Origin of the sequence: Clostridioides mangenotii TR, from assembly GCF_000498755.1 — a bacterium.
GTDB lineage: Bacteria > Bacillota > Clostridia > Peptostreptococcales > Peptostreptococcaceae > Metaclostridioides > Metaclostridioides mangenotii_A.
This window is the reverse complement of record NZ_AXUS01000015.1, coordinates 1-26764: the sequence shown is the minus strand read 5'-3', so window position 1 is coordinate 26764 and position 26764 is coordinate 1. Positions and strand designations below refer to the sequence as shown.

The following is a 26764-nucleotide window of genomic DNA, read 5'->3' as shown; positions in this document are numbered from 1 at the left end:
TTAAAAAATTTAAAAATACCATTGAAACGAAACAAAGCCTCCTTTAAATCAGGAGGCTTATTTTTAAAAAATATTTATATAAATATTTTTACTATTTTTAAGCGATACTATATTTTTATTATACTTTACCATATTTTCAACCCAGTTTTTAACCATTTCATTTCTACTGGATATATCTATTAACACAGTATTTGAGTAAATTGTAATTTCAAAAATAATATCAGTATTCGTTAAATTAAATAATTCAGAGTAATATTCTTCATTGTAATCAAAAAAAGTATTTTCTTTTGTATTAGAGTAATAAATATCATGTGTTTTATTATTTTTTAAAAATGCAATGGCACTTAGATAGTCATAGTTATATGTATTGGCAATTGTATTGTTATTCAAGGTCCAATTTCCAAGAGGATAATTTTTGTAAGCTATAGCTGGAATATTAACTAATTTCCTTACATAGTTTTTCAGTCTAGGCCCTATATTACATTCAAGATTTCTCTTATACAATTTACTTTCAACAATTAAGAATTTGTCTTTAAATTGTACAATATGGTCAGGTCTTTTATCTTCACCAGATACCCTAGGTAGCGAGCTCCATCTAAATAGTATATTTCTAGTTATATCAAGAAATTCAATTCCACTCCAGTCACCGCCGGGAGGGTTACAAAGGCTTTCATATATAAAAGTTGTATCAGAAGAAAAATTATTATTAAAAAAAGTTCTAAAAATAGAATGAATAATAGTATCTATATCGTCTTCACCTAATTTAGGAATAGTACTACATGGGTTATAAATAATGTTATTAGAAGCAATAGTGTATGTATTTGTCCCAAAGATTTTACATAAACCTAAATCTGAGGTTCCTGATATATAATTGTCAACTATTATATAATCGCTTTGAGTATATAATGATTTCCATAATCCATTTGAATTAATTAATTTATGTGGGTTATTAATAAGAGTATTTATTGCTGTATTTTTCATAGGACCAAATATTAATGATAATACAGTATATTCATCTCCAAATAACATTTTAAATAAGGGAAGTAATCCTCTATCTGGTCGAGAATCATCTCCACGAGGTTTAAATCCTGCTATCCAAACTAATGCAATTGGTTTCTTAGAGTTTTTAATTTTATCAATAATATTTTTATCTTTATAAATAGAATCTAATAATGAGATAAATTCGTTTTTCTTATCTTCTGGAATTAGACAAAAAGGAAGAGTTTTACTCCCCATTGCATAACAATAATTTTTACAATATTTAAATATATTTTCCATAGAATCAGTTAGATTTATAGTAATGGATTTACTCCATTTCATTATATCTTTTTCAAAAAGGAGTTTGCTAGAGCTTTTCATTATTAAGTCTAATAACATAAATAGCTGTTCTGAAGTGAGAGTATCTTTAATTCGTCTATTATCTATTAATAGTTTAGTTATTTCTAAAGATTTATTTCGAATATATTTACTATTTAATAAATATATTTCTTTATTTCCTGTTATTAGACCATAGATTATATTTAAATCTTCATCATTAATAAAGCAATTTTTATATAAGTCTAAATTATTATCTGAAATAGTAGGGCTTGGTATATAAATTGGAGCTATTATTGAATCTTCATAATTTATATTAGCCGTAATATATGAAAAAGGAACCAATGGATTAGGTAATCTCCCAGATTTAAGTTTTCTATCAGAATCTAATTCCATACCACCTATTTCTGAATAGTATAAGAAAGGTATTTTGCTTCAGCAAAAGTAATGCTCTCCCACTCCTTTGCCAAGCATTGTTACCAGCGGGTAAAGCACCACAATACTCACAACCAAAAAGTATTTCCTCTCTATCATCCATGAGTTGTGTAACAATTGAATCTGCACCTTCATTTAATGAAGAACCTAGAGATGTTAATTTATCAAGAATATTAGATGTCCACCTATTGTACCCAGCGAAAAGTTGGATTTCAAAAAGACCTTTATTATCATTAGATGATTGTATTATATACAAAGGACAAAAAATATTACTTTTAAAATCAAATTTTAAAATAATTGTACTATTAACTGTATTTATTTTAATGCTTTTATAAATTAAATCCAGTGTTTTTTCACACTCTAAAATATTATCGCCATATATTCTTAATTTCTGCATATTCACTTATACTCCTTTTTACGATATATTCAATTATATCATAAAAAATATATAATCCATAATTTAACAATATTAATAAAATAGATTAGATAATTAATTTTATTCAAAGATATATTATTTAAAATTGGTATTGGTTCATAAAAGTCAGCTTAAAAATGATAATTACAATGGTTTACTAAATCTCACTGTTGACGGCGGATATATTTGTATACTACTGTGTGTCGAAGACGTGAAAAACTCAGGAAAAATATAATAAGAGATCAGATAGAAGAGTACAGCGAAGTGATTTACATGTCAGAGAGAGAAATACAACCCTACACTTTATTGTTTAAAATGAAATATCAGTAGGCGTACAAATTGTACTATTGAATTAAATAGATGAATTAAATATAGATTGTATATAATACAAATAGATAATATTTTACACACTTAATTAATAATAGATTTCCTAAAAATAGTAATATAATAGATTGCATGATAATATATAGTTATGGTACTAAATTTGGAAAGAAAGAAATGCTTTAAGTCATGATATTGTAATACTATATGCAGTATGCCATGAGGTGATTCATTATAGATAGGTTAAGAGAAAAAAGGGATTTCTAGAGTAAATAAAAAAATTTATATAATTAGGTTTGGAATTAGTCGAATAATTACATATATATCATTAAGGAGAGATTACAATGGAGCAGTTATTTGAATTACTAGATAAAAAATTTGAGCCAGTTTGGACAATAATAGCAGTAATAATAGGTGGAGTTATATCCTATGTATCGACGTCCAGAGCAGAAAAAGTAAAAAATAAGATTCAATTACAAAGGGAGAAATTAGAACAAATATTAATTCCATATTGTACTTGCTTAGAAGACGTTATGGCAGAAATTAATAAAGTCTATACAATGGAGAAGAATTTAGATAAAGACATTTTACAACAGTGGTTTATAAATTTGAAAAAACCATTTGAATATTTGAAAGCATCTAAAAGAGTTTACCTTTCTTTAGAATCTAAAAAATTATTAGAGGAGTATAAAGATTTAATTAATTGCTTTGAGGAAGAGTTGCAAAAGGAGTATAGTTTGTTTTTAAGAGAATATGAAGAATTCCTAAAAGAAAGATTAGTAGAGTTTGTAAACATTCCAAAACCAGATAAAACAAATATTTATATGGATAAAACAGCAGAAAACAAAGTTAAATTAGCTATTATTAATAAGACAAAAATAACACTTTTAGGTAATATTGATTTAGTAATAGCTGTGTATGGAGAAGACTCAGAGTGTTATAATTCCACATATATTAATATTGGGAATAAATCTAGAGAAATTGGGATTTAATAAACCATAGAATTGCGAGTCCTGAAGATTATGATATCGAGGATCAGATAGCTTTTTTATTGCTTGATTTTATTTATAATGAGATTAAAGATGATGGAAAGTTGATGGATAAAATTATAAATATTATTTCAATAGAAAGTTTATTAAATAGTATTGAGAAAAAGAGTAGTGATATGACAAAGATTTTATTAGAGGAAATAGATGAAATTACTAAATAAAAGTACAAATAAACGATTTAACAAAATAGCATTCTATTCAAATTATTTGAGTAAAATGCTATTTTATTTATAAAAATTTATAGCTGTATAAAAAAACAAATAAAAATATAATGGTAGATAAAATTTTAGTAAGCATAGGAAGCATAGATTCAGTGATATTTCATCCAAGGGTAATTTTTAAAGCTGGTATTCTGTGTGATGCTTCAAAAATAATATGTTTTCATATCCATCCGTAGGCAATCCAAATTACAGTAGAGAGGATGGAAATATAACCAAAATGCTAAAAGAATATGGAGAATCATTAGGAATAGAGGTGATTGACCATATAATAGTAGAGATTGATACATACTTTAGTTTTAAGTAAAATCATAAAATGTAGTGAGTAGAAGGTATGCATAGCAAATAGCGAAGCATATGTTTTTTATTTTTTAATTTAAAAATGGAGGTATAAATATGATAGATAAAATCTTTCAGACAGAAGATATTATAAGGTTGGAAAAGGAATTACCCGATAGATTATCGGAGTATATAAAAACAATTATTAAAAAACTAAATAACAACTATGGGGTTGATCGAAAGCTTACTGATGATGGAGGTCACATTTGCATACCAAAGAGTATAGAAGAAGTAAAAGAGCTAAAAGAAAATGTACTAAAAGGTCTAATAGAAGAGTATAGTGATGTAATTTACACATCAGATAATGAGATTTATAACTCCACACTATACTTACTATCAACAGATTACAGTGTAGTAGTAATTACAAAAAATAAAATAACAGATGAGCTACTAAAATAGCACTTTACTCAAATAGAGATATTTGTTTAGAGTGCTTTTTATTTTGCCCAAATTAATTGTTTCACAAGCAATTTAAAAACAACGTTCTAATGGAGATGATGTTGTATTTAATCTGAAAAATAGAAAACTAAAGGAGTGGTAATATGTTCAATAAAGAGAACAGATATATGACAGCAGGTGTTCAAAATGAAATACCAGTAAGCGTACAAATTATACTATGGAATAAAATAGATGAACTAAAAGTAGAAAAAGATTACCTTCAGATATTTGAATTAATCCCAATAGAAGAGGGAGCTTTAGAAATTGTACATAAACAAGAGGATTCTAGATATATAAAAGTATCTTACTTAATTACAGATAAAATTAAATCCTCAATTAAGATTTATGTAATAGATGCTGGCTATTATAGCACAATGTTGTTAGCTACAGAGTACTAGAGATTAAAAATTATATAAGAGGGAGAAAGTTATGTGGAGGATAGTAATGGCATTTGTTTTTAGATTGATCGCTGAAGGATTAGATCCTGAAAAAGCGATTGATATTGCAAGGGATAGATTCGGAATATCAGTAAGTGAGATATGGAATAAAATTAAAGATTAGCTAACAATGTATGATAACTATTTAATAGTTTATTCATCTTTAAAAATAGACCTTGTTTCTAATTTAAAGTAACAAGGTCTATTTACAATAAATAGAAAAATCTAGATATAATAATAAATCAGGTCTAAAATGAATAGAAATTTCAAATAAAGCTAATTCAATAGAAACTAGTTGTTTTTATAATTTCTAATCGTTTTCTTAGCCTTAAGGTAATAGATAAGTTCTTCTTTATCACTGTTATTCCAGTTGTCGTAGTCTTTAATGAGTTCAAGAATTTCATTATTTACACTTTTATTAGAAACTATGTCATCAATGAAATAAGATGGGCTTACATTAAAAGCACTTGAGATAGCTTTTAATGTATCAATAGAAGGATTACCTCTTCCATGCTCAATATCACTTAAAAATGTAATAGATATTCCTGTAAGCTCACTCAACGTTTTTAAACTCATTTTTTTAAATTTTCTAAGATCTCTTAACTTTGAAGATATCATAAAAACCTCCTTAATACGTTTATAACGTATATTTGTAGAAAATTATACTATATATAATCAAAAAAGTCTAATTAAAATAAAAAAGTTAATCTTTTATAAGTGTGATTACTCTGGAAACGTAAAAATATTGCTTTAATTACTTTAATAACGTAAAATGAAAATAGGAGGTGAGGGTTTTGAAAGTAGGTCGTAAGATAAAAGAAGAGAGAATGAAAAAGAAGATTAAACAGATTGAATTAGCTAAAAAAGTAGGTATTTCTAATACTTTTTTATCTGATATTGAAGTAGGTAGAAGTAATCCTTCAATTGATACACTTAGAAAAATAGCAGAAGTATTAGAAGTTAGTTATAGTGAATTATTAGATTAAAAATAATAATGAGGGGTGATAAAATGGTAGTCATTGCAATAATTCTTGGTACAGTTATATTTTGGAGAGTCATAAAGAGTGGAATTTTTGAATTTTATAGTTTTAAAGCATTGGGTAGCATCTGGATGATATGTTGTGTAATATCAAGTCTTATAGTTGGTATATTAGGGGAAGGAATAGCATTTTTAATAATTTCAATATTACCTATTATTAAATGGGCTGTTTTAGCAGGAGTAGTGGTTATTACCATTAAATTTATATCACAAAAAGTCTTTAAAAATAGTAATGATACTGATACTACAAATTTAGAGGAATCCGAATTGTTTGAGGAAAATAATTAATAAAAACTTATGGTTTTATATAGTAAATAATTGATTAAGGTTTGTTGTTATCTGTAAGAATCTGCACTATTACTTAGTTATAAGATTTTAGTATAAAAATATTTATAAATTTTTTAAGGAGGGTTTATGAAAAGGTTAGTAATATTAATACATTAACTGATAAGTAGCACTAAATAGAGATGCTATAGTTAGTGAATAACTATATGATGTAGTTTATTGTTTTTTACATTTTTATTAAGAATGGAGGTAGATATTTACATGAAAAAAGTACTGTTAGTTTTTGCTGTGATAATTTCATTAGGATTAGTTGCTTGTTCTAATGGTAACATAGGAAATAACGCAAATAATAAGCAAGATATAAATAAAGAAAAGACAACAAAGATAGTAAATGGAGTAGAGGTTACGTTAACAGATAAAGCAAAGAAGATAGAAAACTATGAGTATGTAGATGAGTTTCAAAATTTATTTAATAAATTGTATAAAAAATATGGTGAAAAAGTCCATCATCCAGATAGAGATAGTATCGAATACTATAAGGCATCTAAAGCTCAACATAAAGAACTTGTTGAGAGCTTATCTAAATTCAGAACAAATGATGAAAACGTTAATAAATACCATGATCAATTAATAGATATATTTTCAAATAGAGTAAAACTAAATGGTGATATGATAAAGTTAATCGAAGAAAAAAATAAATTAAAAGAAAAAGATAACATTACGGATGATGATCAAAAGAATATTGATAAATTTAGCAATCAAATAGAAGTTCTTAAGAAAATGATAGAAAATAGCGGAGTAAAGAATACTAAATGTATAGAGAGGTTAGAGGAGGTTTTAGGAGTTACATTTGAATTTAATTATGATTTAACTCAAGACATAGAATACGATGATAATAATACAAATGTAGACATTGCTGACACTGATAACAATACTAGTAAAGAAGGTTCTCCTGGGTTAACATTTGGTAAAGCTAGAGAGTTAGCTGAAGAGTATGTTCAAAATAATTTGAAAGGGTACGAATTATACTCAGGTATAAGTGGTGAGCAAGGTTATTATTATGAAGTATATCCTGTTGACCCTAGTATTGAACAAGGTGATGGTGGTGTAATAGTATATTGGGATGGAACAGTAGGGGAAGGATCAGATTTCTATTAAAATCAATATTGAATAATAAGTAGCTGAAATAAGAAAGAAAAGTTAGTTTGGATTGGTTTAGCTGAGATGGAAGCTGAATTTTAAGGTTTTTTATCTTAAAATCGAGTGTACTTAATTAGTTAACTTTAGCCCTTGTTAAAGTATATATAAAAATCTGAAATAATAAAAGCGATAGCTATTTAATGCTATCGCTTTTATTATTTAGAAAAGTAGATTGACTCTTTTTAATTTATACCTTTAGATTTTAAAATAATTTTGTGTGCTATTAAAGTTATATCTAAAATCAAATAAATTATTACTTATTACCCTTTTTGATCAAATATAATTCATTGTAGATTCTATTTAACACAGCCAGATTTTTATGATAAACTTGGATACAACCATGTCCAACTGAATAACTAAATGTATTCTTACCAAGGTAATCAGATAAAACTTCATATAAAAAGTTTCAAAACCAATGTCTAATTTTAGAAATAGAAAATATATTTTTCTATCTTTTTCTTCGTTCGCCGTAAAACCATACACCATAGGTCTATTGACAAAAGTATTTGACCTATTCATTATCTCACTTAATCGGCTAGATTTAATCCTTTCTATAGTATCTTCATATAGCCTGCATCACCTTTTACAATATTATTTTCACTTAATATTCTAGATAATGTTGCTTGGGAAATATAGATTCCATTGCTTTTTAAAAAACTTACCATCTGTGTTTGCGTTTCAAATTTTCGTTTTTTTAGATTTTTTTTAATTATTTGTAATGCTATCTCAGAGTCATTATTATCATTTTTTGAAAGGTTTTGATATTTTTTTTCAAATGTCATACAAAGTCCTCCTATTATATATTTTTTTTAATGAATAAATATAAAATGGGTGTGATGAATCTTCTCTACAGTTATATTAAAAAAATACTTATAATTTGAAATTATACCATAAAATTTAATACTAAATCGGTATTTTATTCAGAGATATGAATAATCATTTTAAATGGCTAGATGTAATACTTGAAAATACTAAGTATAGGTGTTAATATTTGATTAATTAAATGCGCATTTAAAAATGGATATATGATTAAAAATTTTTACAAATTAAAATGTGGAGGTAAATAGATGACAAATACGAAGAAAGATTTTTCATATTTATATATAAATAAAAAAAGGTTAACTATAGAAAATCTTTACAGGAAAACAGTTATAGAAGATGAAAAAGGTATCAAACTAGACAAGAAAAAATTTGTAAATGAGTTCAAGGATCTAGTCAATATTAGATGTATAGATGGAACTTTTATGCTATACAACTATAAGACAGGGACTACCGATAAAGTAAAAGATTTAGAGCTTGAGATAATTATAAAGTTTATTATTGATGAAATTGATAGAAGGCTTTGGACTCTTAGTATTAGTAGTATAGTAAAAGAAATTTTAAAGAGAGAGGTAGATATTATGACAGAGATACCTGTTTATAATAACTATATTTTTTTTAATAATGGCATATATGATATAAATTCTATGAGTATTATTGAATATAGTCCAAATATTATAGTCACTAGCAAAGTAGCCAATAACTACAATAAAAATGCGAAGTGTCCTAAATTTATCAAGTTTATTGAGGAGTCTATGTGCGGAGATAATGAACTAATAAACGTTATACAGGAAATGTTAGGTTATATCCTGATTGACTCTAATAAAGCTCAAAAGTTCTTTCTTCTTTATGGCATAGGGAGTAATGGTAAAAGTGTGTTAGCAGATGTGATAATTGATATGGTTGGTGTCAATAATGTATCATCTGTTTCACTTAAACAGATGAACGAAAACTTTACTATTGCTAATATAGTAGGAAAGAAAGTAAATGTATCTACTGAAAATGACGGGGACTTTGAGACAGAAAGGCTGAAAGCTTTAACTAGCGGTGACACAATTACAATAAATCAAAAATATAAAGAACCTTTTGAATATAAACCCACATCAAAGCTAGTATTTATAAGCAATACGCTGCCAAATACACCTGATAATAGTCATGGTTTTTATAGAAGGCTCAAAATTATACCATTTGAAAATATGATATCTGATGAGCAAAAGGATGTCAATTTATTAGACAAGCTTAGAAAAGAAAGAGAGGGTATTTTAAAATGGGCTATTGATGGAATGCATAGGTTGATTAAAAATAATTATATTTTTAGTGAATCTAAGGCAATAAATAAAATTACTAAAGAATATAAAAGTAGTCAAGATCCAGTCAGAATGTACTTTAGTGAAAATATACAATATGATAAAGGAGGAAAAATACAAAAAAAAGAACTTATAGATGATTATAGAGATTGGTGTAACGTAAATTCTGTTGCTACAAAAGGTACTGATAGCACCTCGAAATTTTGGAAAGAGTTTAGACGAGTGGCTGAACTTGAAAAGATAGAAATTGAGGAAGTAAAATCATCTGGAATTAGATATATAAAAAATATAGGGTGAAGATATTAAAAAAAAGGGCTATTGGGGCTACTATAATGAAAAATACTATTGATATAATTTTAAAAAAGTTTTTATTTTACTTGCCACCATTGCCCTAATATTTTTTATACTTTAAAAAGTTTCATAAAGTTAACTTAGATTTAATACATTTTAAATTTATATGGTGATCAATTGAAAATAATGATCTATTTTAATGCTAACGATCAAATACATCAGAAGGGAGATGTTATTTGATTGTTACAATAAAAGATATCTTTATTTCCATAGATCACTATAGAAATGGAACAAAAGCACTTATAAATATATATTATAAAAAGGAAATAGGTGAAGATATGGAGATAGAAGAAATATACAGTGAAGAAGTATTGGAGATTATATGTAGAATCATTCAAAATTATTTGGAAAGTCCAATTAATATATAGGAGGATAAAAACTATGGATAAAAAAGTGGCAATATATTGTAGAGTATCAACTGTTGAACAAGCTGAGGAAGGATATAGTATAGATGAGCAGAGAAGGAAGGCAGAAGAATATTGTAATTCTAAAGGTTATGAAATATATAGGGTATATCAAGATAGAGGTATAAGTGGTAAAAATATATCAGGAAGACCAGGGGTAAGGGAGCTCATAAAAGATGTTAAGGATAAAAAATTTGGTCTATTAATTGTTTGGAAATTAAATCGTTTAAGTAGAGATCTGGCAGATATTCTAAGCATATATAATTTATTAGAAAAAAATAATATCGCATTTAGGTCGTTAACAGAAGGTTTTGAAACAGAAACTCCAGCGGGAAAATTTCAATTAAACATAATGGGTGCTATATCTGAGTTTGAAAGAGGTACTATATCAGAAAACGTTAAAATGGGGATGATTGCTAGAGCAAGAGAAGGTAGATGGAACGGAGGAGTTGTTTTAGGATATGATGTAAAAGAATTTCCTAATGAAGGGAAGAAAAGAAGGAATAGTGCTTTAGTTATTAATGAAGAAGAGGCAAATACTGTGAGAAGAATTTTTGAGCTATATAGTAAAGGAAATGGATATAAAGCAATTGTAAATTCTTTAAACAAAGATGGATATAAGACTAAAAGAGACAATCAATTCTCGGTATCTACTGTGAGGGACATCCTTAATAATCCTGTATACATTGGTAAGATACGTTTTAACGTACACAAGGACTACTCAAAATATAGAAGGAAAAACAAAAATGCTGATCCGATAATTACAGACGGGATACAAGAGCCTATAATTAACCTTGAATTATGGGATAAGGTGCAGGTTCTTCTTAAAGATAGAAGTAAAGTATATAAAAGGAATCATGATAATAATTATCTACTTACGGGTATACTTAAATGCCCTGTTTGTGGGAGTTCGATGACTTTAGGTAGATCTACTTACAAAAGAAAGGATGGTTCTAAAAATGTACTTGAATATTACGTTTGTGGTAAGTGGAAAAATAAAGGTAGCTCAGCATGTACTTCTAACTCTATTAGAGTAGACAAATCTAATCAATATGTTTTGGCTAAGTTGATGGAGATCTTAAATCAGGAAACATTATTAAATAATGTGATAGAGAATATAAATAAAAATAAAACGACCAAAGCAAAGCCAGTTAAAAAAACCTTGCAAAAGATTGAAAATGAGATAAAGTCTAATAAAGATAAAAAAGATAGGGCAATAGAACTATATGAAGATGGAATATTAAATAAAGCAGACCTTTCTGAAAGATTAAATAAGATTAATAATAAGGTTTCATTACTAGAGCAAAGAGTATTAGAGCTTAAGCAAGAAGAAAGTTTTATAGATGGGGAAGTAATTGATCCTAAAATGGTTAAGCTCATAATGGACAAGTTTAAAGAAGTATTTCTGAGTGCAAGTACAATTGAGCAGAGGAAAAAACTAATACATCTTTTAGTGTCAAAGATAACTATAAATAAAGAACGTGAGATTGATAGTATAGAGCTACAAATAAATAGTGATGTTGTAAAGTATCTGATGATGGAGGATAGACTGCCTAAACAAAAGGGCAGTCTATCTTTTTTATCTTTTGAAGAGGTAAATTGTAGAAGTCTGAAGTTTGTTATATAATTGAAGTAAATAAAAATAAAAAAATATATAATAATTCGTTTTACATAAATATCACCTAATTATTTGATTCACTTATGTTTTACATAATTAGCCATATCTTATAGATCAGTTGTAAAAATACTAAATGCTTAGTTTTAATTAAATAGATAGGTAGGTAAATTAAATACCAATATAGCAGTTTATCATTAATGCAAATAAATACATTAATTTCGAAGAAATTTAAACTATCAATAAAGTAAAAAAAGGGGTGTGTAAGATTGGATATAAAAGTACCACTAAAAAGGGCTATAATGCCTCTATATTCAGAGTTGTTAAATAAAGTAAATTCCGAAGAGGAGTTAGGGGTATTCTGTGCACAATGGGGTGATAAGTTTCCAATAAGTGAAAAGAATGGTATTTTATTTGTTGGTAAAGCATCGAATGGGTGGCATGGTAATACGAAGATTCCTATAGAAGTTTTATTTGGAGAAGTTCTATCAGAATATGACGATGATTTAGTGTTTGCAAGAGAGGATCAAATATATTGGGTAAAACAATGTGAAGGCAATAGGGATGGTTATTATAATTCAAATAGATCATCATTTTGGATGTTAATAAAAGAAGTTTACAAGAACCTATTATTAGGTGATGAATGGTATAAGCACGTGGCTTGGACCAATCTGTATAAAATTGCACCTAAAGAGTCAGGAAATCCAAAATCTAAATTAATGAAAGAGCAAAAAGATTTATGTAAAAAAATACTTATTAAAGAGATTGAAGTATTTTCACCTAAATTTGTAGTTTTCTTAACTTCAAATTGGGAGAAGGATTTTGTTGTAGACATATTTGATACAAGTAAGGAGAAGGCGCGAGAACTTGTATGGGACAATGGTAATCGAAAAATAAATTATTATAAAGTGAATGGAATAACATATATTTTCACAGTTCACCCACAGGGAAAGCCAAGAGTTGAACATGCTAAATCAATTTGCAAGATTATGAAGGAAGGCTAAGATCAAGAAGTCTTAGATTGATAGATAAGAAGAGTACATGTATGTGAATTTTAGGTAGTGCAAGGATTATAATAAAGTAGACCTTTCTGAAAGATTAAATAAGATTAATAATAAAGTTTCATTACTAGAGCAAAGAGTTTTAGAGCTCAAGAAAGAAGAAAGTTTTATAGATGGGGAAATAATTGATCCTAAAATGACTAAGCCCATAATGTACGAGTTTAAAGAAGTATTTCTAAGTGCAAGTACAAATGAGCAGAGGAAAAAACTAATACATCTTTTAGTGTCTAAGATAACTATAGATGAAGAACGAGAGATTGATAGTATAGAGCTACAAATAAATAGTGATGTTGTCAGATACTTAATGGAGGATAGGTTGCCTAAACAAAAAGGCAACCTATCTTTTTTGTCTTTCAAAGATATAAATTGTGGAAGTTTGAAGTTTGTAATTTGTATGAGAAGTCTTTCAGATAATTTTACTGCTGTTTCATATCTATCTTGTCCAGCAACTCTCTCAGCTTATTTGTTCTCAATATACTGAAATTATTATACCTCCAGCTTTAATCTTTTTATTTCTGATAGAGTTTTGTCATCTACTCTATCTTTTTGAGAAAGTAACATTGTGAACTTACATATTTTCTGAATAATAAATACCTATCAGTTATAGTGTTTATATCGATATTATCAATTGGAATCAAAATAATATCTCATATATAATTAAATATGACAAATATCGATATAAATTTTATAGTTTTTTATTAATATAATTGTTATTCAAGAAAGGAAAACGTTATGATAAGTATTAAAAATTTAAATAAAAAGTTTGGTGACTTAGTCGTTCTTAAAGATATAAGTTTAGATATCGAAGAAGGTGAAGTTGTTGCTTTGATAGGTCCATCTGGTACAGGCAAATCTACATTACTCAGATGCTTAAATTATTTAACTGAACCTACGGAAGGTGTAATAACTATTGATGGATTTACTATAGATGCTAAAACTGCAACAAAAAAAGATATCTATAATCTACGAAAAAAAACCGCAATGGTATTTCAAAATTACAATCTATTAAACAATAAAACTGCATTACAAAATATTATTGAACCGATGATTACTGTGCAGAAAAAACCTAAAAAAGAATCAGAAAAAACGGCTTTAGATATATTGGATAAAGTAGGCTTATTAGATAAAAAAAATGCTTATCCTAGAGAAATGTCTGGCGGTCAACAACAAAGAATAGGAATTGCAAGGGCTATGGCAGTATCAGCGAAAGTAATATTATTTGACGAACCGACATCTTCTCTTGATCCTGAATTGGTAGGAGAAGTATTAAATGTAATAAAAAAATTAGCAGAATCAAACAAAACAACTATGATAATTGTTACTCATGAAATGAAATTTGCAAAAGAAGTTGCAGACCGAATGATTTTTCTTGAAAATGGATTAGTAGCCGGCATGGGTACTCCCAAGGAGATATTTGAAAATTGTAAAAACGAGAGAATTAGAAAATTTGTTAATACAATAAATGGCATAGAATAGAAAGGAAATTTTATATGAATTTTAATTTTGAATGGTTTTTTAATTTATTTCCAATAGTTTTACCTTCTTTAAAGATGACAATTGGAATTTCGTTATTATCTTTAATTTTTACTTTGTTTTTATCTATCGTTATATCTATTTTCAGGTATTATAGGGTACCGGTTATTAACCGTTTATTTGGATATTATATAACATTTTTTAGAGCAACGCCATTAGTTGCTCAGTTATTTATCCTTTATTTTGGATTACCTACTGTAATAGTCTCATTGCAATCAATGTCTGCTTTCCAAGCAACTGTTATTGCATTAACTCTTAATACATCGGCATTTATGGCAGAAAACTTTAGGGCTGCATTGGAATCTGTAAATAAAGGACAACTTGAAGCCTGTTATTCCATGGGTATGACAAAGTATCAAACTATGATAAGGGCTGTATTACCTCAAGCGTTTGTAGTAGCTTTGCCTTCCATCGGAAATCAGTTTATTGGAATAATAAAGGGATCTGCGCTTGGATTCACAGTTGGTTTGGCAGACATTATGTCTGCAGCAAAAATTGAAGCAGCATTAAGTACACGTTTTTTTGAAGCATATTTATGTGTAACAATAATTTATTTGATACTAGTTGTTTTAGTAGAGAAAGTTCAAAATATATTAGAAAATTATGTGGCAAAATTATATTAAGTATATAAATAAACTTTATATAAAAATAATCATTAAGGGAGAGGAACTTAATAATGAAACTAAAAAAAGTAACAGCAATTCTACTATCACTATTAATGGCTGTTGGATTTACAGCTTGCACTAGCAATAATAACAAAGAAAAGACTGACGCAGATACTAAAGCTGAAAAACCAACTAAGATTGTAGTTGCATCTGGATCAAGTTCAGTACCTAATTCATATGTAGAAAGCGGAATTCATAAAGGGCAAGAAGCTGATATATGGAAAGAAATATCAAAGAAAACAGGACTTGAAGTAGAGTTTATTACAGGGGAATTTAATTCATTATTCGGCTATTTAGATTCAGGTAAAGCAGACACTGTTGGAAACACTATTACTATAAATGAAGACCGTTTAGAAAAATACGATTTTTCTGAGGCCTATGCATATATTCCTGAAAAATTAATAGTTCATGCTGATAAAACAAATATCAAAAAATTAAAAGATATTGACGGTTTAGTTTGTGGATTTACATCAGGTTCAAATGGTAAAAATTTATTTGAACAAGTAGCTAAAGATCAAGGTATAAACATAGATGTAGTTGCTTATGACAGCGCAGAACTTTTAGATGAAGCTTTTAAACAAAAAAAGGTGGATGTTATGCTTCTTGCTGCTGGAGAAACTGCTTATAAGATAAAAGAAGGAATTTTAGATGCAAGAATGGTTGAAGAAGATGTTACGGTAGGTGCCAAAGCTTATCCATTTAAAAAAGGAGATAAAAAATCTGAGGAACTTCGTAAAACAGTATCAAAAGCAATACAAGATATGAAAGAAGATGGAACTTTAGCAAAGATTTATGATAAATGGTACGGAATGGATTTTTCAAATGCACCCGAAGGAGTAGAAATATTACAATAACAAATAACAAAATAGCTGTAGTTTAGAAATCTAATCTACAGCTATTTTATTTGAAAAGAGGTTTATATGAAAAAAGAAATCTTAAAATATATGAACGAAATCCAAAATGAACTTGTTGATATCAGAAGAGAGCTTCACAGTATACCTGAACTATCTATGCAAGAATATTTAACTTGTAATACTATAAAAAAATATCTAAATTCTATTGATGGAATTGAAGTTAGAAGTATTGAAGGACAAACAGGATTAGTTGGTATTTTACAAGGTGAAAAAAAAGGAAGCGGCAAATGTGTAATGTTAAGAGCCGATATGGATGCACTTCCAATTACTGAATCTAATGATTGCGAATATAGATCATTAACTGAAGGTATGATGCATGCATGTGGGCATGATGCTCATATGACTTGGCTACTAGGGTCAGCTATGATTCTGTCTAAATTGAAAGAAAGATTTTCAGGCACAGTAAAATTTGTGTTTCAACCAGCTGAAGAAACTGGTGCTGGTGCAAAGTTAATGATCAGTAATGGAGTATTAGAATGTCCTTATGTTGACACTGTAATTGGAGCTCATTGCTTTCCTGAATACCAAGCTGGTAAAATTATTATACCAGCTAAAACTGCCTTTTCTGCTACAAGACCATTTAGTATAATAGTTGAAGGTAGAGGTGGCCATGGTTCATGGCCAGATAAATGTATAGATCCAATAGCTGTATCCACTCAGATATACAATGGATTACAACAAATTGTATCTAGAAAATTAAATCCAATGGAACCAGCTGTTCTTACTATCGGGTCTATACATGCTGGTCCTATTGATAAAGGTAACATTATACCAAATACGTGTACAATGAAAGGTACCTTACGACACACAGCTAAAGAAGGTTTAGAAAGTATGATTAATAACGTAGATAGTATGGTTTACAATATGGCAAAAGCAAATGGTGCTATGGCTAATGTAGTATGGTCAAATGGAGTTAACCATGTTATTAATGATAAAGAATGCACTGAAATAATATATAATTCTACTGTTCAGCTACTACACAGAGAGAATGTTGAGTATTCACACGAAAGTTATCTAGGCGGTGAGGATTTTTGTTTTTATTCTGAAGAAAGAAAAAGTGCCTACTTTTTTGTTGGATGTGTACCCTTAGAAAATGTAGGAAAAGTTTCTCTTCATTCTTGTGACTTTCGTATATGTGAAAATATATTAAGTAAAATATCTGGTATATTTGCTATGACGGCTGTTAATATATTAAATGGTAATAAACACCCATTTTAAATATTATAAAGAGCTAGTAATGTTAAATTTCAACATATTTACTATAAGTATTTATTCGTATAACATGTATACAGGGCAAAAGATTAGAGAATTTGACTGACCAATTTGAGGATTTAAAAGCGGCAATACTTACATCAATAGGTACAAATAATCAAAAAGACATAGCTATGGGAGTAGTAAAATATAGAAAACTATTTGAGTTTTTCCAAAGATTGAGGATTATAGAATTTAATGCGATAAAGATAAGTATTAGCTTGGGATGATTTACTTGAAGATTACGGAATAGTTAAAATTTTAGATTGCCGAGAAATAGATGGGTTGAGAGAACGAGGTTCTATGGGAAGAGGTAGTGCTTTAGTTAAAGATGACAATACATTTTATTTATGTAGGTATTCAATAGAATTAATAAATGAATTATCATTAGATTGGGAAACGTTTACTAAATTAAATAATGATACTAGAGCTATAATAGCAGATGCATTATTTGAGATACCGAACAGAGGAATATTTATGTCTTACTTTAGAGAAGGCCTAGATGAATATATAGATAGAAAAAGTAATAAATATTCAATTTCTGAGTATGTTGCAATGGAATAATCAATAATAGTTAATTTTTATTCATATTTAAATCATAATTATTACGAGAATATTGTCACAAATAATGTAGTTTATTAGCATTAACTATTTATACTTCTTGGTTAAGGCTATTTTTATACATAAAAAAAATGCCATATTATAAGTAAAATAAATTCTAATATTTATTTGAAATGTTTCAGTCTTCTAATAAGGATGGTTTATACAACCATCCTTAATTATTTTACATATGATAATATGTTAATAAATAGCTTCCTTAACAATGATACGGAGAACCTTATCACAAGTAAGGGAGCATGGTTTTAACAAAATAAAGTTTGATATATTAAGTAGTACTAAATATTGAGATGTCGTATTGCAATTTGCAATACGTTTATCAATAATATTAATATTGTTGAATCGATAGTAATAAAGAAGAGAGCTGTTTATGTAGATGAAGTCATTGTCATTTTCTCTAGTGATGGTATAGGTGAAATATATTTAGAAGATATAGATGTAGTAGTAGCAAATGAGTTGATTGAAAAGTGATGTTGTAAAATACTTAATGGAGGAAAGGTTGCCTAAACAAAAAGGCAACCTTTTTATGTAGTACCTAAAGAAGGTGCAAACTTCCAACCCAACTGTATATAGACTAAGCACAAAAAGTTATTAAACCTAGAAACTTGTAAGATCGTATATATAAGTGTTACTATATTATCATAGTTGTAAAAACTGTTTAGAAGTATACTATGGAGATGTTTCAAAAATATAAAGAAACAATACTTTATTTGATATTTGGAGTACTTTTAACATTAATTAATATAGGGACATATGATTTTTGCACACAAGTGTTCTCGGTATTAATTATTATATTTCAAATATAATAGCGTGGCTTGTTGCTGTAATATTTGCATATATAACAAACAAGTTTTATGTTTTTGAAAGTAAATCTATTGAATATAAGTATGTTATAAAAGAGTTGTTATCATTTATGAGCTGTAGAGTATTATCAGGAGTAATCGAACTTATATTAATGTTTGTAATGCAAAACTTATTACTAATAAATGATTTCATAGTAAAAATAATAACTAATATAGTGGTTGTAATTCTTAACTTCATATTTAGTAAATTAATTGTGTTCAAAAATGAAAAGATAGAAAAAATCTAATAGGAGAGAAAAATATATGGAAAAAATAGCAGTATTAGTACCATGTTATAACGAGGAAATGACTATAAAATCGGTTATTGCTGACTTTAAGAATGTAATTCCAGATGCTGATATTTATGTTTACGACAATAACTCAAAAGATAAAACTACAGAAATAGCAAAAAATGAGGGGGCTATAGTTGTAAGGGAATATCGTCAAGGCAAAGGTAATGTTGTGAGAAGCATGTTTAGGGATATAGAGGCAGATGTATACATAATGGTTGATGGTGACGATACATATCCTGCTAAGGATGCATATAATGTCGCAAAACTTGTTATGGAAGGTAAGGCTGATATGGCGATAGGAGATAGACTATCGAGTACTTATTTTACAGAAAATAAGAGGCCGTTTCATAATACAGGAAATAAATTAGTTAGAGCTCTAATAAATAAAATATTTAAAAGCAATATAAAAGATATAATGACAGGATGCAGAGCATTTAATAGAAAATTTGTAAAATCTTTCCCAGTTTTATCTAAAGGTTTTGAAATAGAGACGGAAATGAGTATACATGCACTAGATAAAAGATTCTTAATTGGAGAAGTAGAAATAGACTATAGAGATAGACCAGACGGAAGTGAATCAAAATTAAATACGTTTAGAGATGGATTCAGGGTACTAAAAACTATATTAAACTTATATAAAGATTATAAGCCACTTTCATTTTTTGGAGGCATATCATTAATATTATTTATAATAGGTATATTAGCATTCGTACCTGTATTTTTAGGATTTATAAAAACGGGGCTAGTGGCCAAATTTCCAACTTTGATAGTATCAATTGGGCTTATAACATCGGCATTAGTATCACTAGCGTGTGGACTTATACTTGATACAGTTAAGAAGCATTCAGATCAATTCTATGAGTTAGCAATTAACTTATTAGAGAAAGGTAATAAATAGTATATGGACCTGGATAAATTAAATAATATTTTTTGGAAATGTAAGAAATTATCACTTTTATACATTGGCTTGATGGTTACATTTTTGGCAACTATGTCTTTATCATATGCTATACCTAATCAAAGTATAATCAATCATACTAGAGAGTCAATACAACTATTAGAGTCTGAAGGATTGTACCCAAAAGTAATGTCAAATTATCACTCCAATCAACTAGACAATTTTACAGATACATGGATGTTGAGTATGGCTATAGGTGGGGATAATAGTCACCCAATAAAGTCGGCACTCGAGAATTCATTCAAATATGATAAAACGGCTGAGGACAAAATAGACAACCTAGTTAAGACAATAGACCGTAATAGTACAGATAGGGGGTCTTATAGTAGGTATTGGCATGGTTATTTGACAATACTTAGACCACTACTAACAAAGTTTAATTATGAAGAGATAAGATATCTAAATACATTTATGATAATGAGTGTGTTTATGTCAGTGTGTTATTTTATTAAAAGAGAACTTGGGACTAGGTATTCATTGATCTTTTTAATAACTATGGTTACAATAAGGATACTTATAGTGCCTATGTCACTACAATTTTCAAATATGTTTTATGTAACATTTTTGAGTATGATAGTAGTACTTATTTATCATAAAAAAATGAAGAAAGATGATTTGAGTATATATACTTTCTTTGCAATAGGTGCTGTAACAAGTTTTATGGACTTATTGACTACACCTGTTTTATCCTTAGGTATACCTTTAGTAACATATATTTTATTAGAGGGAAGAGAAAGTAAATTCATAGAAAATATAATAGATACAATAAAACTATCTATTATGTGGACTTTAGGATACGGTATAACATGGGCGTCAAAATGGCTGTTAGCAAGTCTTGTACTTAGAAAAAATATAGTAAAAGAGTCATTATCACAAATATTAGTTAGAACATCTTCAACGGCAGAAAATACAATATTAAATAAACAAGAAGTAATACAAAAAAATAGCGATTTAATATTTAATGACTTTACATTAAAGATATTTTTAGTAATACTTATTTTGTGGCTAATATTATTAGTTTTGTGTAGAAAAAATAAAATAGTCAATATGCTTCCTATACTTACCGTAAGCCTTTATCCATTTATATGGTATTCAGTATTAAAGAACCACTCCTATATGCATTTTTGGTTTACTTACAGAAGCTTAGGTGTAACTGTATTTACATTGTTAACATTTATGGCTTATTCAATAGATACATCTAAGATTAAAAATACTTTTACTAAATACGCTAAAAGATAATATGTTTATTTTGTTATATAATTCACGACCTTAATTTAAAAAATATTGAGATATTATATTAACTATAAAAAAGGTTTAGCTTCCTTAATACGGAGAACCTTATCACAAATAAGGGTAAAAAAGTATGAAGTTAAGAGTTAATTATAAGAATTGAATTGATGATGAAATTAAAAATAATTATAATAAGATAATATAACAAAAGGAATACTCAGAGTAACAAGAACTATGAGTATTCCTTTTTCTATTTAAACGAGAAATATTTATGCTGATAACTTGAATGAAATAAATATTCTTTTTGCTCTAAGTTATTTAAATTTAGGTAATCATCCTAATCTTAAGCAGGATAAAAATTTGTTATAGTAGCTTTTAAAGTTCCTCTTCCACTATTAACATATATATGTTGACTAGATGCAGAAAAACTTATTGAATCATCAGGAGTTAGCTTATAAGTTTCATTGTTTACTTCTAATGTCAATTCCCCTTCTAAAACCATGATATATTCCTGTGACTTATTAGAATGACCTATAGATTTATATGAGTAACCTTCATCTATTTCAATTTGAAAAAGTTCAAAATTACGATAGGGTGTACTAGTGTAATAACAATATACTCGATAGTGACCTTCTTCAGTAAGCTGAGCTTCAATATAACTTTTTCTTATAATATAGGTATCATGCTCCTTTTGTTCAAGTAATGAGGTATAAGAAACTTTTAACCCATTAGCTATTTTCCATAAAGTGTTTATAGTTGGATTAGTATCACCTTTTTCAATTTGAGATAGCATGACTTTACTTATACCAGACAATTCAGCAAGTTGACCTAAGCTTAAATTTCTCTCAATACGAAGTGTTTTAAGATTTTCTGCAATAATTAAATTTATATTCACTAAGGTATAACCTCCTATTATAGTATTGACAAATATAATTAACGAAAGTAAAATAAAATTAACGATAAATATATTTAACGTTCGTAAAATATTATACAGTAATCACTTAAATGAAACAAGGAAAATAAATAGAAAAAATTTATTTTGACATTTAGAAATAGTGAACTGAAGTATTTTAGCCAGATTAATTTCTGTATCATATTTTATAATTTTAAAGGAGGATATTATTATGATAAAAAGGGAAGAGGCATGGAGTTTACTTAATGAATATAATGAAGAGCCGTTTCATATCCAACATGCTTTAACAGTTGAAGGAGCTATGAAGTATTTTGCAGAGAAATTGGGATATGGAGATGAAGTAGAATTTTGGTCCATGGTTGGATTGCTCCATGATCTAGACTTTGGAATGTATCCAGAAGAACATTGTAATAAAACTCAAGAAATCATGAGAGAAAGAAGTATTGATGAAAGATTAATAAGAGCGGTAGCTAGTCATGGATATGGACTTTGCTCAGGAGAACTGCCTAAACCAGAGCATCAGATGGAAAAAATATTGTTTGCAGTTGATGAACTTACCGGACTTATTGGTGCAGCAGCAAGAATGCGTCCATCTAAGAGTGCTATGGATATGGAACTTTCAAGTCTTAAGAAAAAATTCAAGGATAAAAAATTTGCAGCTGGATGCTCGCGTGATGTAATTAAACAAGGTGCAGAGATGCTTGGATGGGAGTTAGATAAATTGTTTGAAGAAACAATTCAAGCTATGCGTTCTTGTGAAGCATATGTTAATAATGAAATGAAAATCCTTAATAAATAATGTGAATATTTACAGTTTTATATAAAGATAAGATGAAAAGCTTGATATAAGTAAAGATTAATAGAGACTAAGAAATAAACCAATGATGCTGAAAGTGTCATTGGTTTATTAGTGGTGTTTTTAATGATAAAATACAATAAATGAATCATTACAGCGATTGTAAAAGACCCGGCTATTAGATACAAATATGCTAAAAAACTTATTGAACGTAATGAAGATTAAACCCCAAGATAGATAAGACCTTGGATCGAATTTGTTCAAATATTGTTTAATTTCAATGCTCAATGCATATACTACAATTATTAAAATAAGAAATTAGGTGATTTTAATGATATACATTTATAATTGTTTTGGAGGAACCCATTCATCTATTCTAGCAATTGCTTATCACTTAGAAATGCTGGATGAAACTCGAGAACCGACTAATGAAGAAATACTAAATTTACCTAACTTTAATAAGTTAGAATCTGGAAATCGCGCAGAACTTTTTTATTATGGAAGTGATAAGGATGGAAATAAAGTCTATACTATAGGTAGGGGACGTTCAAAGGTTCTAATTCCAGGATTATATAATTTAGCTTCTATGCTTCATAAACAAGATCTGTTAAAGGAGAAAATTATATTTTCCAATACATCGCCGACGGTTCCCTTATCAATGACCTTTGGTGGCTTATTTTCTAGGTGGCTTAAAATTGATTTTATAGGAGTACCCTTGCTTATAAAGGGAGCAAAGCAATCGTATAAAGATGTTATAAAACTTGTAAATCATACAAAGAAGGAAGCAAAGGAAGTTAAGTCAGAGGTTATTATTTTAGATAATAAGGAATCTAAGTAAAGTAATTAACTTTATTTTACTTAGATATTATAAAAATTTCTGATATACCAGAAACTAAGGGTGGTTTTTACAAACCACCCTTAATTGTTTTAGTTATGACAATATGTAGATAATGTTTCCTATTTAACATAGAACAATAACATAAGTAAGTGGTTTGTTATTTATTAGTAGATCTAATATTATTGAAATTCATTTGAAAGAGACTTATAGTAGGAGATAATGTACATATTTCAGATTTAAAGAAAAACATAAGATGTAGTGAGTACAATGTATGCAGAGCAAAAGGCGAAGCATACATTTTTTATATTATGACAAGATTCTATAAAAAAACAATATATTACTGCGTGAAATGACAAAATATGACAAATGGGTATGCTACAATAAAATAAGAGAGAATTTAGAATTAGGAGGATAAGAATAATGAAACTACCAAAGAAAATAGTATCACTGCTTACTGTAACATTAGTAGCAGGAAGCGGACTAGGAAATTTAGCAACTGTAGATGCAGCAGAAGGTGTATCAAGTGAAACATTAAAGGGAAATGGAAGATGGGAAACTGCAATAGAAATAAGTAAAAAAGGATGGACAAAAGCTAAAGAAGCAGTAATAGTAAATGATAACTCTTTAGCGGATGCACTAACTGCAACACCTTTTGCAGAGGCAAAAGATGCTCCAATACTTTTAACACAAAATAATAAATTAGATGATAGAACTAAAGCTGAATTAAAAAGACTAGGAGTAACAAAGGTATACTTAATAGGTGGAGAAAGTTCATTAAATAAATCTGTAGAATCTGCATTAAATTCTGAAAAAATATCAACTGACAGAATTTGGGGTAATACTAGATACGAAACTTCTCTAGAATTAGCAAAAAATTTAGACAATATAAAAAAAGTATCTGAAATCTCAGTAGCTAATGGAGAAAAAGGTATAGTAGATGCTATAAGTATAGCTCCAGTAGCAGCAGAGAAAGATATGCCTATAATACTTGCAAGTCCAAGTAAGGGAACTGAAGTAGCAGATAAATTTATAGCAGAAAAGTCTATAAAATCTTCATATGTAATAGGTGGAACAAACTCAGTATCAAATGAAGTAACAAGTAAACTTCCAAATGCAACAAGAGTAGAAGGTAAAGATAGAAATGAAACTAATGCAAAGGTTATAGAAACATTCTATAAAGAAAAGGAATTAAAGAATGTTTATGTAGCTAAAAATGGTATGACTAAAGAAAATGAACTAATAGATGGATTAGCTGTTGGAGTATTAGCTGCTAAAAACGATTCACCAGTTTTATTAGTTGGAAAAAACTTAAGTCAAGGTCAAAAGGATGTAACTAATACTAAGACTTTCAAAACTATAACTCAAGTTGGTGGAGGAAGTAATGAAGCTTCATTTAATGAATTAAAAACTATGCAACAAGTTACTACATATAATGTATCTACTGTAGCTAAGCTTAATGAAACTATGGCTAAAGCTGATGCAAATGATGTTATAAATATGGCACCAGCTGCGCTTAATAAAGCGATGGCTAAAGGTGACGCAAACAATACAGCTGATATAAATGAAGAAATAGTTATAAAAACTAACAAAGCTATAGCAATAAACTTATCAGGAAACTACAAAAATACTATAACTGTAAGTGCGCCAAATGCAAGTATAGTAAACAAAGGTACAATATCTAAAATTGTAGTTAAAGATAGTGTTGGTGGAAAAATTGAAAATACGAGCGGATCAAAAATAATTGATATAGAAGTTCAAGGAAGTGCTAGTAACGTAGAAGTAGTAAATAAAGGAACAGTAACAAATGTAAAAAATGATGCATCAGGAACTGTAATAAATAATAGTGGTACTATAACTAATAATCCAACAGGAAATCAAACACCAGATATAGAAGGAAATAGACCAGGTGGTTCAACTGGAGGCGGTGGAGGTGGATCTGTATCGTCAGTAGCAAGTGTAACAGATTTAGATGGATTAAAAACAGCATTAGAAGATGATAATATAAAGACAATAAATATAAATAAATCAATAGGTAATGATAGAGAGGGTATAGATGAGAGAATAGAAGTTGATAGAGCAGTAACTATAAATGGACATGGAAATACACTATCATTTACACATGATATAAATGGTTTAGATACTGCTAGAAACGGTATATTAATAACAACAGATGAAACTGAAACTAGTACTAGTACTATAATAAATGATTTAAAAGTAAAAATGAAGAATGTTGATGGTCAATTGAAACCAGTGTACGGAATTCAAGTTTATAATGCGAAAAATGTTACATTAAATAATATATCATCAAAAGGAGCAGATGGTGGAATACTTGTAAATGGATCTGAAGTAACATTAAAAGGAGAAGTAGATGTAAGTGGAAATAAACTTGGAGGAATAGAAGTATCAAAAGGTACAGCAGAGGGCCTAGACGACCCAATTTTAACAGTAGATGTAACAAAGATATATGCTGATGAATCAAAACCAGTTATATGGATTGATGGATTTGCAAGTGATGGAAATGATGGATTAAAAACAACTGTAGTAGATATTAAAAATGGTAATAATTTATACGGTAGTGAACATAATGAAGGAAAGCATCAATATTTCTATACTGCTACAGTATATGATTCAACTGAAGCATATGTATTGGATTTAGATGGATTAAAAACAGCATTAGAAGATGATAATATAAAGACAATAAATATAAATAAATCAATAGGTAATGATAGAGAGGGTATAGATGAGAGAATAGAAGTTGATAGAGCAGTAACTATAAATGGACATGGAAATACACTATCATTTACACATGATATAAATGGTTTAGATACTGCTAGAAACGGTATATTAATAACAACAGATGAAACTG

At 28.2% G+C, this 26764-nt stretch carries 29 protein-coding genes and 1 pseudogene; 25 read left to right on the top strand and 5 right to left on the bottom strand.

Going from position 1 to position 26764, the window contains the following annotated elements; translation table 11 throughout:
- Nucleotides 1-63: 63 nt before the first annotated feature.
- Together T473_RS0108875 and T473_RS0108870 are read right to left on the bottom strand one after the other, a co-directional pair.
- Nucleotides 64-1710: a hypothetical protein gene (locus T473_RS0108875; RefSeq protein WP_024621589.1), complete on the bottom strand. Its 1647-nt coding sequence runs from the start codon at nt 1708-1710 to the stop codon at nt 64-66.
- Complete coding sequence (locus T473_RS0108870) at nt 1694-2146, bottom strand: hypothetical protein (protein WP_024621588.1); 453 nt, start codon at nt 2144-2146, stop codon at nt 1694-1696. Before T473_RS0108870 ends, T473_RS0108875 begins: the two co-directional genes overlap by 17 nt.
- 683 nt (nt 2147-2829) lie before the next feature.
- Between T473_RS0108870 and T473_RS0108865 the strand changes: the two genes are divergently transcribed.
- From T473_RS0108865 to T473_RS0108845, 4 genes and pseudogenes are all read left to right on the top strand, one after another.
- Nucleotides 2830-3477, top strand: coding sequence for a hypothetical protein (locus T473_RS0108865; protein ID WP_024621587.1), 648 nt, complete (start codon nt 2830-2832; stop codon nt 3475-3477).
- A 328-nt stretch (nt 3478-3805) separates the two neighbouring features.
- A pseudogene (locus tag T473_RS20240) lies at nt 3806-4059 on the top strand (JAB domain-containing protein).
- An 89-nt stretch (nt 4060-4148) separates the two neighbouring features.
- Complete coding sequence (locus tag T473_RS0108850) at nt 4149-4490, top strand: hypothetical protein (RefSeq protein ID WP_024621586.1); 342 nt, start codon at nt 4149-4151, stop codon at nt 4488-4490.
- A 143-nt stretch (nt 4491-4633) separates the two neighbouring features.
- Nucleotides 4634-4927: a DUF960 family protein gene (locus T473_RS0108845; RefSeq protein WP_024621585.1), complete on the top strand. Its 294-nt coding sequence runs from the start codon at nt 4634-4636 to the stop codon at nt 4925-4927.
- A 330-nt stretch (nt 4928-5257) separates the two neighbouring features.
- On the opposite strand, the gene T473_RS0108835 is transcribed toward T473_RS0108845, so the two are convergent.
- On the bottom strand, nt 5258-5584 hold the full coding sequence (locus T473_RS0108835; RefSeq protein ID WP_024621584.1) for a helix-turn-helix domain-containing protein: 327 nt from the start codon (nt 5582-5584) through the stop codon (nt 5258-5260).
- 176 nt (nt 5585-5760) lie between these two features.
- Here T473_RS0108835 and T473_RS0108830 point away from each other — a divergent pair, with 176 nt between their 5' ends.
- The 3 genes from T473_RS0108830 to T473_RS0108820 all read left to right on the top strand — a co-directional run bounded on the left by T473_RS0108830 (nt 5761) and on the right by T473_RS0108820 (nt 7448).
- A complete protein-coding gene (locus T473_RS0108830) occupies nt 5761-5952 on the top strand; it encodes a helix-turn-helix domain-containing protein (RefSeq protein ID WP_024621583.1) in 192 nt (63 codons plus the stop codon).
- A 23-nt stretch (nt 5953-5975) separates the two neighbouring features.
- Nucleotides 5976-6293 (top strand): hypothetical protein, encoded by a 318-nt coding sequence (locus T473_RS0108825; protein WP_024621582.1) that lies wholly within the window; start codon nt 5976-5978, stop codon nt 6291-6293.
- A gap of 258 nt (nt 6294-6551) precedes the next feature.
- Complete coding sequence (locus T473_RS0108820; RefSeq protein WP_024621581.1) at nt 6552-7448, top strand: hypothetical protein; 897 nt, start codon at nt 6552-6554, stop codon at nt 7446-7448.
- A 593-nt stretch (nt 7449-8041) separates the two neighbouring features.
- Here the strand turns inward: T473_RS0108820 and T473_RS0108815 are convergent.
- A complete protein-coding gene (locus tag T473_RS0108815) occupies nt 8042-8272 on the bottom strand; it encodes an arginine repressor (RefSeq protein WP_024621580.1) in 231 nt (76 codons plus the stop codon).
- Between the two features lie 285 nt (nt 8273-8557).
- Between T473_RS0108815 and T473_RS0108810 the strand changes: the two genes are divergently transcribed.
- The 15 genes from T473_RS0108810 to T473_RS0108740 all read left to right on the top strand — a co-directional run bounded on the left by T473_RS0108810 (nt 8558) and on the right by T473_RS0108740 (nt 21360).
- The gene (locus tag T473_RS0108810; protein WP_024621579.1) at nt 8558-9913 is read left to right on the top strand and encodes a DNA primase family protein; all 1356 of its coding nucleotides are present in this window, start codon (nt 8558-8560) and stop codon (nt 9911-9913) included.
- Between the two features lie 230 nt (nt 9914-10143).
- A complete protein-coding gene (locus tag T473_RS0108805) occupies nt 10144-10335 on the top strand; it encodes a hypothetical protein (protein WP_024621578.1) in 192 nt (63 codons plus the stop codon).
- Between the two features lie 13 nt (nt 10336-10348).
- Entirely contained in the window at nt 10349-11998 is a 1650-nt protein-coding gene (locus tag T473_RS0108800) for a recombinase family protein (protein WP_024621577.1), read from the top strand.
- A gap of 257 nt (nt 11999-12255) precedes the next feature.
- Complete coding sequence (locus T473_RS0108795; RefSeq protein WP_024621576.1) at nt 12256-12990, top strand: uracil-DNA glycosylase family protein; 735 nt, start codon at nt 12256-12258, stop codon at nt 12988-12990.
- Between the two features lie 193 nt (nt 12991-13183).
- Nucleotides 13184-13528, top strand: coding sequence for a hypothetical protein (locus T473_RS0108790; RefSeq protein ID WP_152522283.1), 345 nt, complete (start codon nt 13184-13186; stop codon nt 13526-13528).
- Nucleotides 13529-13779: 251 nt separating this feature from the next.
- Nucleotides 13780-14523 (top strand): amino acid ABC transporter ATP-binding protein, encoded by a 744-nt coding sequence (locus T473_RS0108785; protein WP_024621574.1) that lies wholly within the window; start codon nt 13780-13782, stop codon nt 14521-14523.
- Nucleotides 14524-14537: 14 nt separating this feature from the next.
- Nucleotides 14538-15203: an amino acid ABC transporter permease gene (locus T473_RS0108780; protein WP_024621573.1), complete on the top strand. Its 666-nt coding sequence runs from the start codon at nt 14538-14540 to the stop codon at nt 15201-15203.
- Between the two features lie 53 nt (nt 15204-15256).
- Nucleotides 15257-16099, top strand: a complete 843-nt coding sequence (locus tag T473_RS0108775) for a transporter substrate-binding domain-containing protein (protein WP_024621572.1) — start codon at nt 15257-15259, stop codon at nt 16097-16099.
- Between the two features lie 66 nt (nt 16100-16165).
- A complete protein-coding gene (locus T473_RS0108770; RefSeq protein WP_024621571.1) occupies nt 16166-17377 on the top strand; it encodes a M20 metallopeptidase family protein in 1212 nt (403 codons plus the stop codon).
- 92 nt (nt 17378-17469) lie between these two features.
- Complete coding sequence (locus tag T473_RS18495) at nt 17470-17640, top strand: hypothetical protein (protein ID WP_161627550.1); 171 nt, start codon at nt 17470-17472, stop codon at nt 17638-17640.
- 73 nt (nt 17641-17713) lie between these two features.
- The gene (locus tag T473_RS17260) at nt 17714-17974 is read left to right on the top strand and encodes a hypothetical protein (RefSeq protein WP_024621570.1); all 261 of its coding nucleotides are present in this window, start codon (nt 17714-17716) and stop codon (nt 17972-17974) included.
- Nucleotides 17975-18313: 339 nt separating this feature from the next.
- Nucleotides 18314-18499, top strand: coding sequence for a hypothetical protein (locus T473_RS0108755; RefSeq protein WP_024621569.1), 186 nt, complete (start codon nt 18314-18316; stop codon nt 18497-18499).
- A 289-nt stretch (nt 18500-18788) separates the two neighbouring features.
- A complete protein-coding gene (locus T473_RS16565; protein ID WP_242825897.1) occupies nt 18789-19118 on the top strand; it encodes a GtrA family protein in 330 nt (109 codons plus the stop codon).
- Nucleotides 19119-19134: 16 nt separating this feature from the next.
- Nucleotides 19135-20061 carry a glycosyltransferase family 2 protein gene (locus T473_RS0108745; protein WP_024621568.1) on the top strand — a complete coding sequence of 309 codons (927 nt, stop codon included), beginning with the start codon at nt 19135-19137 and terminating at the stop codon, nt 20059-20061.
- Nucleotides 20062-20145: 84 nt separating this feature from the next.
- A complete protein-coding gene (locus T473_RS0108740; protein ID WP_024621567.1) occupies nt 20146-21360 on the top strand; it encodes a hypothetical protein in 1215 nt (404 codons plus the stop codon).
- A gap of 334 nt (nt 21361-21694) precedes the next feature.
- Here T473_RS0108740 and T473_RS0108735 read toward each other — a convergent pair whose 3' ends face one another.
- Complete coding sequence (locus T473_RS0108735) at nt 21695-22246, bottom strand: helix-turn-helix domain-containing protein (RefSeq protein ID WP_024621566.1); 552 nt, start codon at nt 22244-22246, stop codon at nt 21695-21697.
- A gap of 229 nt (nt 22247-22475) precedes the next feature.
- Between T473_RS0108735 and T473_RS0108730 the strand changes: the two genes are divergently transcribed.
- From T473_RS0108730 to T473_RS17255, 3 genes are all read left to right on the top strand, one after another.
- Nucleotides 22476-23063, top strand: a complete 588-nt coding sequence (locus T473_RS0108730; protein ID WP_024621565.1) for a hydrolase — start codon at nt 22476-22478, stop codon at nt 23061-23063.
- A gap of 328 nt (nt 23064-23391) precedes the next feature.
- Nucleotides 23392-23898, top strand: a complete 507-nt coding sequence (locus tag T473_RS0108725) for a DUF3189 family protein (protein WP_024621564.1) — start codon at nt 23392-23394, stop codon at nt 23896-23898.
- A 420-nt stretch (nt 23899-24318) separates the two neighbouring features.
- The coding region (locus tag T473_RS17255; RefSeq protein WP_024621563.1) for a cell wall-binding repeat-containing protein at nt 24319-26764 on the top strand (2446 nt) is incomplete at its 3' end.

Excerpts from the sequence above, each read along its gene's own strand:
- T473_RS0108875 (WP_024621589.1), bottom strand. The coding sequence starts at position 1,710 with ATGGAATTAGATTCTGATAGAAAACTTAAATCTGGGAGATTACCTAAT.
- T473_RS0108870 (WP_024621588.1), bottom strand. The coding sequence starts at position 2,146 with ATGCAGAAATTAAGAATATATGGCGATAATATTTTAGAGTGTGAAAAA.
- T473_RS0108865 (WP_024621587.1), top strand. The coding sequence starts at position 2,830 with ATGGAGCAGTTATTTGAATTACTAGATAAAAAATTTGAGCCAGTTTGG.
- T473_RS0108850 (WP_024621586.1), top strand. The coding sequence starts at position 4,149 with ATGATAGATAAAATCTTTCAGACAGAAGATATTATAAGGTTGGAAAAG.
- T473_RS0108845 (WP_024621585.1), top strand. The coding sequence starts at position 4,634 with ATGTTCAATAAAGAGAACAGATATATGACAGCAGGTGTTCAAAATGAA.
- T473_RS0108835 (WP_024621584.1), bottom strand. The coding sequence starts at position 5,584 with ATGATATCTTCAAAGTTAAGAGATCTTAGAAAATTTAAAAAAATGAGT.
- T473_RS0108825 (WP_024621582.1), top strand. The coding sequence starts at position 5,976 with ATGGTAGTCATTGCAATAATTCTTGGTACAGTTATATTTTGGAGAGTC.
- T473_RS0108820 (WP_024621581.1), top strand. The coding sequence starts at position 6,552 with ATGAAAAAAGTACTGTTAGTTTTTGCTGTGATAATTTCATTAGGATTA.
- T473_RS0108815 (WP_024621580.1), bottom strand. The coding sequence starts at position 8,272 with ATGACATTTGAAAAAAAATATCAAAACCTTTCAAAAAATGATAATAAT.
- T473_RS0108810 (WP_024621579.1), top strand. The coding sequence starts at position 8,558 with ATGACAAATACGAAGAAAGATTTTTCATATTTATATATAAATAAAAAA.
- T473_RS0108800 (WP_024621577.1), top strand. The coding sequence starts at position 10,349 with ATGGATAAAAAAGTGGCAATATATTGTAGAGTATCAACTGTTGAACAA.
- T473_RS0108790 (WP_152522283.1), top strand. The coding sequence starts at position 13,184 with ATGACTAAGCCCATAATGTACGAGTTTAAAGAAGTATTTCTAAGTGCA.
- T473_RS0108785 (WP_024621574.1), top strand. The coding sequence starts at position 13,780 with ATGATAAGTATTAAAAATTTAAATAAAAAGTTTGGTGACTTAGTCGTT.
- T473_RS0108780 (WP_024621573.1), top strand. The coding sequence starts at position 14,538 with ATGAATTTTAATTTTGAATGGTTTTTTAATTTATTTCCAATAGTTTTA.
- T473_RS0108775 (WP_024621572.1), top strand. The coding sequence starts at position 15,257 with ATGAAACTAAAAAAAGTAACAGCAATTCTACTATCACTATTAATGGCT.
- T473_RS0108770 (WP_024621571.1), top strand. The coding sequence starts at position 16,166 with ATGAAAAAAGAAATCTTAAAATATATGAACGAAATCCAAAATGAACTT.
- T473_RS17260 (WP_024621570.1), top strand. The coding sequence starts at position 17,714 with ATGGGAAGAGGTAGTGCTTTAGTTAAAGATGACAATACATTTTATTTA.
- T473_RS0108745 (WP_024621568.1), top strand. The coding sequence starts at position 19,135 with ATGGAAAAAATAGCAGTATTAGTACCATGTTATAACGAGGAAATGACT.
- T473_RS0108730 (WP_024621565.1), top strand. The coding sequence starts at position 22,476 with ATGATAAAAAGGGAAGAGGCATGGAGTTTACTTAATGAATATAATGAA.
- T473_RS0108725 (WP_024621564.1), top strand. The coding sequence starts at position 23,392 with ATGATATACATTTATAATTGTTTTGGAGGAACCCATTCATCTATTCTA.